The sequence below is a fragment of the Ruegeria sp. CDSC051 genome (genome assembly GCF_059610665.1).
Map to the genome: position 1 here is coordinate 114,862 of NZ_JBXWOC010000011.1, position 14,580 is coordinate 129,441.

The following is a 14,580-nucleotide window of genomic DNA, read 5'->3' on the forward strand; positions in this document are numbered from 1 at the left end:
CGAGGCGTGATCGGAGAGGCAGGTCACATGAAAAGAAGTTCCTGGATAAGCGCAGCCCTATTGGGCTTGGCGCTCGTAGTTGGCCCAGTCGGCAATGCTGCCTGGGCTGAAACACTTCGCGTGGTAAAGAAGGGTACAGCGGAAACGCTTGATGTGCCAATGAACCGCGCAATAGTTGTAGAAAGTGAGCAACCGTTTGCCGAACTCAGCATCGCCAATGCAGGCATCGCTGATATTTCGTCGCTTTCGGATCGTACTATCTATGTTTTGGGTAAGGCTCCTGGCCTGACGACCCTGACATTGTTCGACGGTGCAGGTAATCTACTTGCTAATGTTCGGGTCCGTGTGGCACCGGATGTTACCGAGTTTAAAGAACGTCTGCGCCAGATTTTGCCAACCGAGCCTATCGAAGTTCGCACCGCCAATGACGGTATCGTTCTTTCTGGCACAATTTCTAGCGCTGCCAAGTTGGCGCGGGCATTGGAGCTGGCAGAGCGCTATGCACCGGAGCGCGTATCGAACCTCATGTCGGTTGGCGGCGTTCAGCAGGTCATGCTGAAAGTGCGCTTTGCCGAGATGAATCGGTCGGTAGCTAAAAGCCTGACTGCATCGCTTGGTTTCGGCGGCAGTGACGTGAATGGTGGTATCAACACGCTGAACAATGCTGGCGCTCTGGCAAATGCCCTGACCAACAACACCATTCCGGCGGTACAGACGAATACCGGCGCAATTCTGTTCGGCTTTGGCGCAGGCTCCACACAGGTTCGTCTGCTGCTGGAGGCACTCGAGTCCAAAGGACTGGCGCGCAGCCTAGCAGAGCCTAACCTATCCGCACTTTCGGGTCAGGAAGCGACGTTCCTTGCAGGTGGTGAAGTTCCTATTCCGGTACCGCAGGACGACGGCGTAATTGCGATTGAATACAAAGCCTTCGGTGTTGAAATCGACTTTATCCCCCGCGTTGTGGATGGTGATCTGATCAACCTTGAAATGGCTGCTGCCGTGTCAGCTATCGATGGTTCGTCGAACTTCACCATTCAAGGTGATAATGTTCCATCTTTCATCACACGCCAGACCAGCACAACGGTTGAGCTGCGCGATGGTGAAAGCTTTGCGATCGCTGGCTTGATCCAGGATGATTTCACCGACCTGAACAGCCAGATTCCTTGGTTGGGTGACGTCCCGGTTCTTGGCGCCCTCTTCCGCAGCGCGGAATATCAGCGTCAGCAAAGTGAACTGGTGATCATCATCACAGCCCACCTTGTGTCGCCGACTCGTGGCGAGGCACTGGCTCTGCCTACGGATCGGGTCAAACCGCCCAGCGAATTTGATCTGTTCGTCAATGGCAAAGTCGGTCGGACTGAACGTCTGGGTGCCGGTGCAGCTTCGGAAGTCGCGAATCAGGACTTCGGTAGCTCGTACGGCTACGTCCTGGATTGATTAGGAGGATAGGACCAATGCAGAAGTGGATCATCACACTGGGTCTTTCGGTCGCTGTCGCCGCATGTACGCGTGAGGCCGGATACGAAGCCGATCAGGGCGCGTTCGGGAATGCGACACTGAACAACATTCAAGTAATGAATGGCGAACTGACATATGCCCAGATCCTGGGCCAACGGTTCGCAGCCGAAGTGCCGACCCAGATCAACTTTGATTTCAACAGCGCTCAACTGGACGAAACAGCTCAGCGAGTACTCTTGCGTCAGGCGAACTGGATCAAACAGTTCCCCGAGGCACGGTTCCGGGTCTATGGCCATACGGATGCTGTTGGATCAACGGCATATAACCAAAGCCTGGGCCAGCGGCGCGCGAATGCGGCTGTTGCGTTCCTTACGCGGCAGGGTATCTCTCGCTCGCGGTTGGAGGCGGTTGTTTCATTCGGTAAGTCTCGACCTCTCGTGGCTACGCCGGATCGAGACCGTCGCAACAGGCGCACCGTGACCGAAGTATCAGGCTTCGTTGATCGTGCACCCCAGCTACTCGATGGCAAATACGCCGCTATCGTCAATCGTGAGTACGTGGAAAGCGCGGTTTATGAATCCCAGCTGCGCCGCGAAACCGCTATTGGCGATACAAGCGAACAATAAACTGTGATTGGGCGGCATCGTCGCCCAATTCCCTACAATTGGTTCTTTTGCGCCTAATTCTTGCCTAAGTTCCAAGCCACATTTTCAACAATTGGGTGACCTGCGTCCGAAAATGGCCGCAATAGGGTGACAGCAAGCCAATCCTGTCCTCTGGGCCAGGATGGTTCGCCTACCCTTCGACGAGGATTGTGTTAATGACAAGCGCCACGCCGCAAAACGAAGAGACCGCAATTCTGGCCTGCACGATCAGTCGTGATGTCCAGAATTTCGATCTGCTTATAGAAGATATGGAAGGCGCTTTGGGTGAGCGTTGGGGCGATCTCGGCTTTGCCGAAGCCCTGACATTTTTCAACCAACCCGAGGCGAATTCACTGCAATTTGTCGCGTTGGCCATTGATGGCGAGGATGAAGACAACCTGTCACTGATGGGTGAAATCATCACACAGGCAAAAGACAAAAAAATCAAAATAGTTCTGATCGCCGAGGACGTGACCCCGGCTTCGCTGCATCAGTTGTTGCGCAAGGGCGCGGACGAATTCGTCCCCTACCCTCTTCCAGAAGGTGAATTGCAAGAAGCAATCGACCGGATGAACAAACCCGAACCCGTCGCCGTTGCCCCCGGATCAGATGCCGCACGTGCAGCTGGCGACTCTAAAGAGGGTGCTTTGTTTGTGATTCAGGGACTTGCCGGTGGGGTCGGGTCGACGACTATGGCCGTCAACCTAGCTTGGGAACTGGCAACGGTCTCTGACAAAGAGGCCCCTTCGGTTTGTTTGATTGACTTGGACCTGCAATACGGAACGGTTTCGACCTATCTGGATCTTCCCCGTCGAGAAACTGTATTCGAGATGCTGTCTGATACGGCGGCAATGGATGATGACGTCTTCAACCAGGCGCTTCAGTCCTATGAGGACAAGCTGCAGGTGCTAACTGCGCCTTCGGATATGGTGCCTTTGGATCTGATTACGCAAGAAGATATCGAACGGGTGATCGAAAAGGCACGAAAGCACTTCGATTATGTGATCGTCGACATGCCAACGACATTGGTTCACTGGTCGGAAACTGTACTGCAGGCCGCCCATGTTTACTTTGCCCTGATAGAACTGGACATGCGATCGGCTCAGAACGCATTGCGCCTCAAGCGCGCTTTACAGGCCGAGGAACTACCCTTCAATAAGTTGCGTTTCGCTCTCAATCGCGCCCCGAAATTTACCGATCTGAATGGTAAGGGCCGGGTCAAGCGCATGGGTGAAAGCCTGGGTATCTCTATTGATCTTCAACTGCCGGATGGCGGCAAACCGGTGATGCAAAGCGGTGATCACGGTCTGCCATTGGCCAACGCTGCGGCCAAGAACCCACTGCGCAAGGAAATCGCAAAGCTTGCGAAGTCGCTGCACAGCCTGGGCAGCAGTAGTGCCGAAGCCGCATAACACAATCCCACAGGGAGAGCCGCCGTGTTTTCAAGATATAAAAAACCAGAAGCACAACCGGTCCAGGCACCGGCTAAATCGCCCGAGGCCACACCTGCACCTGCAGCGGAGCAAGCATCAACCGCTACTGCAGTTGCCCGGCGACCCACCCCCAAAAAGGCAGCCGAGGTTGTAGGGGCGGACAAGGAACGCAAGCGCAAAGAGCGTCTGGGCGAAATCAAGATCGAACTCCACCGCGAGCTTCTTGAAAACCTGAACCTAGCGGCCCTTGAGAAAGCTGGAGAATCCGAGCTGCGCTCGGAAATCAGTGCGATTGCCAGTGAGGTTCTGGAATCCCGCAACATCGTTCTGAACCGCGACGACCGGCAGCAGCTGAACAAAGAACTGTATGACGAAGTAACCGGTCTTGGCCCTCTCGAGACCTTGCTTCAGGACGACTCTGTCAGCGATATTCTGGTCAACGGCCCGCAGCAAATTTTCGTTGAACGGTTCGGTAAGCTAGAAATTAGCGACGTTACATTTAAAGACGAAAAGCACCTGATGCGGATCATCGACAAGATCGTATCCGCCGTGGGCCGCCGTGTTGACGAATCCAACCCCTATGTGGACGCCCGTCTGGCGGATGGCTCGCGTTTCAACGCCATGGTGCCACCGATTGCCGTTGACGGCTCGCTGGTATCCATTCGTAAGTTCAAAAAAGATAAGCTGGCCATTGATGACCTGGTGAATTTTGGTGCCTTCACCGAAGAAATGGCCGCCTATCTGCAGGCTGCTGTATCTACACGCCTGAATGTGATCGTTTCGGGCGGTACCGGTTCCGGTAAAACAACCACGCTAAACGCTTTGTCCAGCTTTATCGACGACGCCGAGCGTATTCTGACCATCGAGGATACAGCGGAACTCCAGCTGCAACAGTCTCATGTTGGCCGGATGGAAAGCCGCCCGCCTAACGTCGAAGGCAAGGGTGAAGTCAGCCCCCGCGACTGTCTGAAAAACGCCCTTCGTATGCGTCCCGACCGTATCATCGTGGGTGAGACACGGGGCTCGGAAGTTATCGACATGCTACAGGCCATGAACACTGGCCATGATGGCTCGATGACAACGATCCACGCGAACTCGGCCCGAGACGGGATTTCGCGCCTTGAAAACATGATCGCGATGGCCGGGATCGAAATGCCGATCAAGGCCGTCCGTAGCCAGATCTCCAGTGCTGTGAACCTGATCGTTCAGGCAAGCCGCCTGCAGGACGGCTCGCGGCGTATGACTTCGATCACCGAAATCACTGGTATGGAAGGCGATGTGATTTCCATGCAGGAAATCTTTCGTTTTCAACGCGTTGGATTAACGCCCGACAACAAGATCATTGGCCATTTTACCGCGACAGGCGTTCGCAGCCACTACTCCGAACGCTTCCGTCTGTGGGGCTATGATCTGCCCCCTTCGATTTACGAACCAACGACTATGTAGGAGATCTTGAAATGCAACTGCCTATGGAGGCACTGATCTACGTCGCGATCTTCGTAGGCGTACTTGCGTTGGTGGAAGGAATCTATCTGGTTGCCTTCGGAAAATCCATCAGTCTGAACAGCCGCGTGAACCGCCGTCTGGACATGCTGGATAAAGGCGTCGGGCGCGAACAAGTTCTGGAACAGCTGCGCAAGGAAATGCAGCAGCATATGAAGTCCCAGAGCATTCCGCTCTATTCCCTGTTGGCGGACAAGGCTCAGAAGGCCGCCATCGCCTTCACACCCCGTCAGTTGATCCTGATTATGGTGTTGGTGACAGGCTTTGCCTTTATGGGGCTCAGTATTGCAACGGGAACGGAAACCATAATGCGGGCCGCTATTTCGGTCGCAATCGGTGTTGGCGGTGTCTATGCGTGGGTAAACAACAAGGCCAAAAAGCGTATGGCAATGCTGGAAGAACAGTTGCCAGATGCTGTGGAATTGATGGTTCGGTCGCTTCGCGTCGGGAACCCTTTTGTGTCCACCATTCAAATCGTCGCAAATGAAGTCCAGGATCCACTCGCCACTGAATTCGGGGTTATCGCTGATGAATGTGCCTATGGCCGTGACGTCGGTGAATCTCTCAAAGATCTGGCACAACGACTGGATATGCAGGATCTACGGTTTTTGGCAGTGGCCGTCGGCATCCAGCAGCAATCCGGTGGTAACCTAGCCGAAATTTTGGCCGGTCTGGCCAAGGTGATCCGGGCCCGTTTTCGACTTTTCCGGCGCGTCAACGCCATCACAGCTGAGGCAAAATGGTCAGGAAAATTCCTATCTGGATTTCCACTGTTCTGCCTGGGATTCATTTTGGTGAACGACCCCGGGTACTATGACGAAGTTATGGATCACCCATGGTTCATTCCTGCCTGTTTCTTTGTCGGCATCATGCTGACACTGAACCTGATCGTCATGCGCATTCTAACCGACATCAAGGTCTGAGGACACCACCATGGAAATCCTGACCCGAATAAACGACTTTCTAACCGAGCTCCTTGGCCCCTTCGGTCCACTGATCGTGGTTGGTGTACTTGGACTGTTCATGATCTTGATCACAGTCCCCTTGATCCTGAGCCAGCCAGAAGATCCCCTGAAGAAACTGCAGCGTTCTAATGCAGCCCCTCGACAGGATAAGAAGGTCAAAAAGGACAAGCTCAGAACCAGCGGGCGAAACGAGCAGCTTGAGAAATTTGCCAACTTCCTTGAGCCACAGAATAAGGAAGAACTGTCTGCCATGCAGCTGAAACTGCGGCAGGCGGGGTACCAGTCAAAGGACGCAGTTCGGTTTTTCCACTTCGCTCAATTTTCCTTGGGCATCATCGGAATTGTGATTGGTGTTTTGCTGGTCACTGTCCTTTCCGATGGTCAGGAATTTACCGCGCAGCAGATGATAATACGAGTTCTTGTCCCTTCGGCCGCCGGGTATTTTCTGCCGCGCTATTGGATCACCCGAAGGGTCGCAGAACGGCAAGAAGCGATCACCGCAGGCTTCCCCGATACTCTTGACCTGATGCTGGTCTGTGTCGAGGCTGGCCAGTCGCTGGACCAGGCCATCGTTCGCGTCGCACGCGAAATGAAAGCCTCCTACCCTGAGATTTCGCTTGAATTTGAAGTCGTCGCCCACGAATTGAAGGCCGGTAAGGACAAGGATACGGTTCTTCGCGATTTTGGTACGCGCTGTGGCGTTCAGGATGTTAACTCATTTGTGACGGTGATGATCCAATCGGCAACCTTCGGTACATCCATCGCCGAAGCCTTGCGGGTTTACGCCGGCGAGATGCGAGATAAGCGCGTGATGCGCGCCGAAGAGGCCGCTAACAAGTTGCCAACCAAAATGACACTCGCCACTATGATGCTGACGGTGCCACCGTTGCTGGTCATTCTGGTTGGACCCTCGGCCAAAGGCATCGCTGAATTCGGCGGAGGCTAATAGCCTATGAAATTGAAACCCAGGTGCATCCAAACGGGGATACGCCGCGTGTTACAGGCCACCGTGGTTCTTGCCACGGTGGCTTCTTGCACGGAAACGGGGTCCTCTGGGGATCTGGATGCACCTGGCATTGATCGTAAAGCCCCGGCCGAGGATCAGATCGCAGTTGGTAACCGGCTGATGGCTTCGGGTGAATACGAGCTTGCGTTGGATGCCTTTATCCGCGCAGCGCTCAATCAGGGAATGACAACGCAGATCCTGACCTCGATGGGGACGGCAAATCTGGGCCTTCGGAGGCTTGGACAGGCGGAAACACTGCTGCGCCGTGCGGTTGAAGATGACCCCGAATGGTCTGTCGCCTGGAACAATCTGGGTGTGTTGCTGATGGAAATCGGAGAATATCCCGAGGCCGCTCAGGTCTTTCGCCGGGCCTATGCTCTCGATAATGGCGAAAGTGACGCAATCCGGGACAATCTGCGGTTAGCTCTCGCAAAAATGGAAAATACTGATAATAATACCCCTCAAGAACAAGAATACACACTGGAGCAGCAAGGCGACGGGCAATTCATGCTGCGCAAGCTCCCGTAACATAGGCAAGAGCAGTAAGGGACGCAAAAATGCGCCAACAATTCTTGATTCCGTCTATCGCAATCTGCGGGCTGATCCTCTCAGCCTGTGAAAAAGAGTCCGAAGAAGAAAAGGTCGAGCGTACATTTCAGGAGGTGAACGTCATTGATGAAACCAACCTGAACGACGTTCTTCTGTCGGCCGCCGACCCAAACGAAGCCGTTACCTATTTCCAGGGTGCCGCCGCCAAGAACCCGGGTCGTATAGACCTGCAACGTGGACTGGCGATTTCACTGGCGCGCGCTAAACGGACGACCGAGGCAACCGCCGCCTGGAAAAAAGTCACTACGATGAGCGGTGCGACCAATGTAGACAAGATCGAATACGCAGACTCTCTGGTACGTTCCGGGAACTGGTCACAGGCCAAATCGACATTGGATTCGATCCCGCCGACTTTTGAATCTTTCAAACGCTACCGCCTGGAAGCCGTCGTCGCGGATTCGCAAAAAGACTGGAAACGCGCGGATCATTTCTATGAAACCGCCGTGGGTCTGACGACCCGCCCCGGTGGTGTAATGAACAACTGGGGATATTCCAAACTGACGCGCGGCCAGTACGACGAAGCCGAACGGTTATTCACCGAGGCCATTCGACAGGATAACTCTCTATTCACGGCAAAGAACAATCTGGTCCTCGCCCGGGCTGCACAGGGCAATTACAGCATGCCTGTCGTTCCCATGTCTCAGGTCGAACGCGCGATGTTGTTGAACACAATGGCCATCTCGGCGGTGAAACGCGGTGATGTGGCGACGGCCAAGAACCTGTTCCGCGAAGCGATCGCCACCCATCCGCAACATTACGACGAAGCCGTTCGATCCCTGCGCGCGCTTGAGGAAGCCTGATACATGCATATTCCAGCGGGTGCTGCGGCCTGGTTTTTGCCGTTCGTACTGCCGATCTGCTATTACGTAGCCTTCACCGACCTGCGTGACATGCTCATCAAGAATCACGCTGTAGTAGCACTGGCTGCGGTATTTGCGGTCATCGGTTTGTTTGTCCTGCCGCCCTGGTCGGATGGTTGGATTTCTGGCCCGTTTTCTGTGTCCCTCCCACCCTATTTGTGGCAGCTGTTACATATAGTTGTAATGCTGGTCATCGGCATTCTGCTCAACGCAGCCGGCATTATGGGAGCCGGAGACGCAAAATTCATAGCCGCGGCCTCAGCCTTTGTTTGGATGGGCGATTTCACATTGGTATTGTTGATCCTGATGTCGACCACCTTGGCGGCCTTTGTCACGCATCGATTGGCCAAACATACCGCCCTCAGAGCTATTGCCCCAGATTGGGAAAGCTGGCGTCGGGACAAACAATTTCCAATGGGTTTCGCGCTTGGTGCAACCCTGGCCATCTACCTGATACTTGGAACTGTTTACGGCTCGTAAACTATCATCAGTCCGCCTTGTCCCCGCCTTGGAACTGACACAAAGCCCGGCCAAATTTTCGTCAAAGGGCCCTTTTCAGGGCTATTGGCGTGAATACTGAATTAGACGGGCAACGCTCATGAATATGCAGACAACCTCGGTAATGGCCCCCCCTACCCCAAAGGGGTTGGGCGATATGCAGCTTCCTATTGTTATGATGCGGGATATCCTGCTGAAAACTATCTTTCGTAAAACCGTAGATACAGTTTCCGAAGTTGCCCAAGCGATCTGCTTGCCGGGTTCTGTCACACAGGAATTGATCGACCTTGCCCGCGAACAAAAGCTGCTGGAAGCAACCGGTACTTTGAACGCCAACAGCGGCAATGAGATGGGGTATCAACTGACCGATGCGGGCAAAGCGCGTGCATTGGATGCGCTGAGCCAGTCCGAATATTTCGGCGCCATGCCCGTCCCGTTGGATGTGTACCGCGAGCAGGTAAAACGCCAGTCGATCCGGAATATCCAGGTTTCCCGCGACCAGTTGACCGGGGCAATGGGCCATCTGGTTCTGCCTGACAGCCTGCTGGACCACCTTGGACCCGCGGTCAGTGCAGGCCGATCAATCCTGATGTATGGACCTCCGGGTAATGGTAAATCCTCTATCTCGAACGGTATTCGGGATGCTTTGGGCGATAATGTCTATGTCCCATATGCCATCGAATACGCTGGTCAGGTGATCACGGTGTATGACCCGATTGTACACACAGCCATCGAACAAGAAGCAGATGATCCCAATAGCTTGCGCCGCCGCAAGCGGTTTGATTCGCGCTATGTCCAATGTGAAAGACCAACTGTTGTGACTGGCGGTGAACTGTCACTCAGCATGCTCGATCTGGTTTATAACCCTACGGCGCGGACCTATCAGGCCCCGCTGCAACTGAAATCGACGGGCGGCATCTTTATCGTTGACGACCTTGGCCGTCAGCAGGAACCACCTCAGGCCCTGATCAACCGCTGGATTGTTCCACTGGAAGAGAACAAGGATATCCTTGGCCTGCAATCGGGTGAAAAATTCGAAGTGCCCTTTGACACGCTGGTCATCTTTTCGACCAACTTTCACCCCAACGAGATCTTTGACCAAGCCGCTTTGCGCCGGATCTTCTTCAAGATCAAGATTGACGGTCCGAACCAAGAAAACTTCCTGAAAATCTTCGCCATGGTGGCCCGCAAACGCGGGATGCCTCTGGACGAGGCCGCATTGGTCCATCTGCTAAAGGTCAAATACCCGACCATCGACAACATCTATGCGAACTATCAGCCGATATTCCTGATTGATCAGATGATCTCGATCTGCGAATTCGAGGGCATCCCCTATCAGATGAGCCCCGATCTGATTGAACGCGCCTGGGCCAACATGTTCGTCAAAGATGAGAAAATCGTCAAATAACCTAATGCCATTTCGCTGACGGGCCGGGTAATCTGCCTTTATGACGCAGATTCCCGCCCGGATTACTGACTGGTTTGAAGACAAAGGTTGGTCCATCCACCCGCATCAGCAGGACATGTACGACCGGGCCCTTGAACCGGCGACGTTGCTGATAGCCCCCACCGGCGGGGGCAAGACAATGGCCGGATTTCTGCCCACGCTGGCCGATCTGGCAGAGCGGGACCATGATGGCCTGCATACAATCTACGTCTCCCCTCTCAAGGCGCTGGCGGCAGATATCCGGCGAAATCTGCGTGGCCCAGCCGAGGAAATGGGCCTGGCCGTCCGGATTGAGGACCGCACCGGAGATACCTCAGCCACACAGAAAAAGCGTCAGCGGGTTGACCCACCGCAGATCCTTTTGACCACACCTGAAAGCCTGGCCCTGCTGACCTCTTATGAAGACGCCGGGCGGATGTTTCAGGGCGTGCAACGGGTGGTTGTCGATGAAATCCACGCCCTGGCCGAGAGCAAGCGTGGCGACCAGCTGATGCTGGCGCTGGCCCGTTTGCAGGGGCTCTGCCCGGACCTGCGCAGGGTGGGCTTGTCTGCAACGGTCGAAGACCCCAATGCGATTGCCCGATTTCTGGCACGTCACCCTGATCCCTGCCGGATCGTTGAGGCCGATCCTGGGCCTGACCCCGATATCCAAATATTGGAAACGCAGGAAATGCCCCCGTGGTCGGGCGGTGGCGCGGCCTATTCCATCCCTGCCGTTCTGGATCAGATCCGGAAGCATAAGACGACGCTTATCTTTCACAACACCCGCGCACAGGCCGAGATTTTCTTTCACAACCTCTGGCTTGCCAACGAAGACGGGCTGCCGATTGGCATTCATCACGGCAGTCTGGACAGGCAGCAACGCGAACGCGTCGAGGCCGCAATGGTTCGCGGTGAGCTGCGCGCAATCGTCTGCACAGGCAGTCTGGATCTTGGTATTGATTGGGGCGATGTCGACCTGGTCATTCAGATCGGGGCGCCCAAAAACGTCAAAAGGCTGGTTCAGCGCATCGGGCGCGCAAATCACAGATACAATGCCCCCTCCAAAGCATTGTTAGTGCCCGCAAACCGCTTCGAAGTTGTGGAATGCATAGCGGCACTTGAGGCTGTGAAAGCTCATGATCTGGACGGTGATCCCCGCGGCGCAGGTCCACGCGATGTGTTGTGTCAACATATCCTGATTGCCGCAGCATCCGGGCCATTCTTGGCCGATGACCTGTTCCGGCAAATGACCGCAGCGGGCCCCTATGCCGGGTTGACCCGAGCAGAGTTTGACGCCTGTTTGGACTTTTGTGCAACCGGGGGCTATGCCCTGCGCGCCTATGATCGGTGGCAAAGGCTGCAGCTACGGCCAGATGGTCAATGGCAGCTACGTGACCCCCGTGCTGCGCAGCGTATCCGCATGAACCTTGGCACGATTCAGGACACCGATACGTTGAAAGTCCGCCTGAAACGCAATCGAGGGGGCAAACCTCTGGGAGAGGTCGAAGAAGCCTTTGCTGCCTCGCTGACCCACGGAGATACCTTTCTGATCGGCGGCCAGATCGTGCGCTATGAGGGATTGCGCGAGATGACGGTCGAAGTCAGCCGCCGAGCGGATAAGAAGCCCAAGATCGCAACGTTTTCAGGCACCAAATTTGCGACCTCGACGCAGCTGAGCGACCGTATCCTGCGGCTGTTTGCACAGCCCGATTGGCCCCAGTTACCCGCGCATACCGCGGATTGGCTGGCGTTGCAGCGCGATATCTCGCGCCTGCCTCAACGTGACAGGTTACTGATCGAAAGTTTCCCCAACGATGGGCGCGAAAACCTGTGTGTCTATGGTTTTGCGGGTCGCAACGCCCAGCAGACGCTGGGGCTGTTGCTGACCAAACGGATGGAAGAAACGGACCTTGCACCGCTGGGCTTTGTTGCCACCGACTATGCAACCCTGATCTGGGGGTTGGACGCGGTGATAGACCCGCGTCCGCTATTTCAGCCCGACGAGCTGCGCAACGGCTTGGAAACCTGGCTGGCGGGCAATGCCGTAATGAAGCGCACCTTTCGTGCCTCGGCCACGATTGCAGGGCTGATCGAACGGAACATGGCCGGTCAGCGCAAAAGTGGTCGGCAGGCCACGTTTTCCTCAGATATCCTCTACGATACTTTGCTGAAATACGATCCCGATCACCTGTTAATGCAGATCACCCGAGAAGAGGCCATGCGCGGTCTCGTCGATTTCGGGCGGATCGAGGCACTGATCGAGCGGATCGGGGGACGCATAGATCTGATGCGATTGGATCGGGTTTCACCTCTGGCTGCACCACTGTTTCTTGAGGTTGGCAAGGTACCCGTCAAAGGTGCTGCTGAAGAACGCCTGCTGGCGGAAGAAAGCGCGCGCCTATTGCAAGAGGCTGGGCTGAAATCCTGCTAAAAGCTCTTGCGCGCGGTAGCGGAACGTCGCAAAGAACGTAACATGAACGAAGTTTCGATCTGTTTAGCCGGGCAAAATCTGCTGGCGCTTGGGTCTGGTGCCCTTTGGTGGCCCGACAAAAGCGTGCTTTGCGTGTCCGATCTGCATCTGGGTAAATCCGAGCGTTTGGCGCGCCGGGGCGGCACGACATTACCCCCCTATGACAGCCAGGACACCCTGGCCCGATTGGCCGCAGATATCGAGCACACTCAGCCTGACATCGTTATTTGCCTTGGGGATAGTTTTGATGATCTTGATGCCCTAAACGCCTTGAGTGTGCCTGACAGGCTGCAGATTACGGCGATGCAGGCCGGTCGCCGCTGGGTCTGGATCGAGGGCAACCATGACCCCGGCCCGGTAGATCTGGGCGGAAGCCATCTGGCCGAATATGCGGTTGACCCTCTGGTCTTTCGTCATATTGCGCAACCCAAGGGCAAGGCTGAGGTTTCGGGACATTACCACCCCAAGGCGCGCGTGCGGATCCGCGGTCGTTCGATCACCCGCCCCGCTTTCCTGATGGATCAGGCGCGTCTGATCCTGCCTGCCTATGGGACTTATACTGGTGGGCTCTTTAGCTCGGATCACGTTCTGGACGCCTTGATGAGCGATCAGGCAATGGCGATCCTGACAGGGAAAATCCCGCAAATGATCCCAATGCCCAGATAGGGCGGCTCAGATCAGGCCATCTTCTTCTAGGAACGGGCGGTATTTCCTGCTGACCGGAACAAGCTCGTCGTTCTTCAGGCGCAACATGGTCTTGCCACCCTTACGTTCGACCCCAGCAATGGCGTCATCGACAACCCAATGCGATCGGTGCGTGCAATGGCCCGGTATAGGTTCCATTTCCTCTATGGCGTCGGTAAAACGCGACCGGATCGTAAACGTGCCCTCAGAAGTCACCACATCCACATAGTGGTCTTGGACCGTCAGGCGATAGACCCGACCCTGAAAGGATCCCGGCAACCGTTTGTAGATGCGCGGCAGCGGAATTTCAGCATTTTCGGATTGAGGTTTCGATGCCTCACGCCGCACCAGGATCAAGCCCACCGACAGCAAGGCGCCATAAGATGTTACAGATAACATATCCGGGCACGGCAGTCCGTTGGCCGAAAACAGCAACCAGACCATCAACCAAAGGCTTGGAACAAAAAGGACGAAAACCAAGGATATCAGCACAAGGTCGCGCCCAGAAAACTCGGTCTCAGCGAATAACCTACGCAACAATCTTCTTGCGACGCAGGTCACTCCTAGCGCCAGCGCCATCACCCCGATCCAGAAGGCCAAGCGCCAAGGAAAGGTTACTTCGATGGCCTGAAATGGTTGGAATACGAAGGACAATAGTAGAAGGAAAACCAGCCCGGCAATCAACCGGTACCCTACTATTTCGGCGAAAACTGGGCGCAGTTTCGTGAACATAAACACTCGACAACAACTCTCCGGGTCCAGCCAATACTACCGGGGACTTGCCATATTACAACGTAACCGGCTGGAATAGAAAGTTTATCACCAATACAGGCACATTCAATGCCCGTAATCTCACACTTAGTTTACATATTAACAAATTTTAGGCCGGAGAGTACCCCGGCCCTGAAAATCTACATGCACGACTGTCCGCTATGGGTCACACAGTCAGGCCTTCTGGTTCGGGGAGTTTGTTTGCGCGGCATGCGGCGGTCAGGGTGTTGGCCAGCAGGCATGCGATTGT

Annotated in this window: 13 protein-coding genes; 12 read left to right on the forward strand and 1 reads right to left on the reverse strand. The window is 55.1% G+C overall.

Features of this window, described 5'->3' with window-relative positions:
* The first annotated feature begins 27 nt into the window (after window positions 1-27).
* The 12 genes from AC2FH0_RS19600 (at window position 28) to pdeM (ending at window position 13,541) form a co-directional block, all read left to right on the forward strand.
* Window positions 28-1,437, forward strand: coding sequence for a type II and III secretion system protein family protein (locus tag AC2FH0_RS19600; protein ID WP_496703305.1), 1,410 nt, complete (start codon window positions 28-30; stop codon window positions 1,435-1,437).
* A 17-nt stretch (window positions 1,438-1,454) separates the two neighbouring features.
* Window positions 1,455-2,084 (forward strand): OmpA family protein, encoded by a 630-nt coding sequence (locus AC2FH0_RS19605; protein ID WP_282027744.1) that lies wholly within the window; start codon window positions 1,455-1,457, stop codon window positions 2,082-2,084.
* 194 nt (window positions 2,085-2,278) lie between these two features.
* Window positions 2,279-3,514, forward strand: a complete 1,236-nt coding sequence (locus AC2FH0_RS19610; RefSeq protein WP_282022129.1) for a CpaE/TadZ family protein — start codon at window positions 2,279-2,281, stop codon at window positions 3,512-3,514.
* A gap of 24 nt (window positions 3,515-3,538) precedes the next feature.
* Complete coding sequence (locus AC2FH0_RS19615; RefSeq protein WP_282022130.1) at window positions 3,539-4,981, forward strand: TadA family conjugal transfer-associated ATPase; 1,443 nt, start codon at window positions 3,539-3,541, stop codon at window positions 4,979-4,981.
* Window positions 4,982-4,992: 11 nt separating this feature from the next.
* A complete protein-coding gene (locus tag AC2FH0_RS19620) occupies window positions 4,993-5,961 on the forward strand; it encodes a type II secretion system F family protein (protein WP_142637962.1) in 969 nt (322 codons plus the stop codon).
* Window positions 5,962-5,971: 10 nt separating this feature from the next.
* Complete coding sequence (locus AC2FH0_RS19625) at window positions 5,972-6,949, forward strand: type II secretion system F family protein (RefSeq protein WP_282022131.1); 978 nt, start codon at window positions 5,972-5,974, stop codon at window positions 6,947-6,949.
* Window positions 6,950-6,955: 6 nt separating this feature from the next.
* Complete coding sequence (locus AC2FH0_RS19630; RefSeq protein WP_185956705.1) at window positions 6,956-7,537, forward strand: tetratricopeptide repeat protein; 582 nt, start codon at window positions 6,956-6,958, stop codon at window positions 7,535-7,537.
* Window positions 7,538-7,566: 29 nt separating this feature from the next.
* Window positions 7,567-8,418, forward strand: a complete 852-nt coding sequence (locus tag AC2FH0_RS19635; protein ID WP_496692898.1) for a tetratricopeptide repeat protein — start codon at window positions 7,567-7,569, stop codon at window positions 8,416-8,418.
* A 3-nt stretch (window positions 8,419-8,421) separates the two neighbouring features.
* Window positions 8,422-8,958, forward strand: coding sequence for a prepilin peptidase (locus AC2FH0_RS19640; RefSeq protein ID WP_281973279.1), 537 nt, complete (start codon window positions 8,422-8,424; stop codon window positions 8,956-8,958).
* A gap of 118 nt (window positions 8,959-9,076) precedes the next feature.
* Window positions 9,077-10,384 carry a DUF8689 domain-containing protein gene (locus AC2FH0_RS19645; RefSeq protein WP_142637954.1) on the forward strand — a complete coding sequence of 436 codons (1,308 nt, stop codon included), beginning with the start codon at window positions 9,077-9,079 and terminating at the stop codon, window positions 10,382-10,384.
* Window positions 10,385-10,424: 40 nt separating this feature from the next.
* A complete protein-coding gene (locus AC2FH0_RS19650) occupies window positions 10,425-12,836 on the forward strand; it encodes a ligase-associated DNA damage response DEXH box helicase (protein ID WP_496790155.1) in 2,412 nt (803 codons plus the stop codon).
* Window positions 12,837-12,878: 42 nt separating this feature from the next.
* On the forward strand, window positions 12,879-13,541 hold the full coding sequence (pdeM, locus tag AC2FH0_RS19655) for a ligase-associated DNA damage response endonuclease PdeM (protein ID WP_496787742.1): 663 nt from the start codon (window positions 12,879-12,881) through the stop codon (window positions 13,539-13,541).
* Window positions 13,542-13,547: 6 nt separating this feature from the next.
* Here the strand turns inward: pdeM and AC2FH0_RS19660 are convergent, their stop codons facing one another.
* Window positions 13,548-14,291, reverse strand: a complete 744-nt coding sequence (locus AC2FH0_RS19660; protein WP_496787740.1) for a LytTR family DNA-binding domain-containing protein — start codon at window positions 14,289-14,291, stop codon at window positions 13,548-13,550.
* Between the last annotated feature and the right edge of the window lie 289 nt (window positions 14,292-14,580).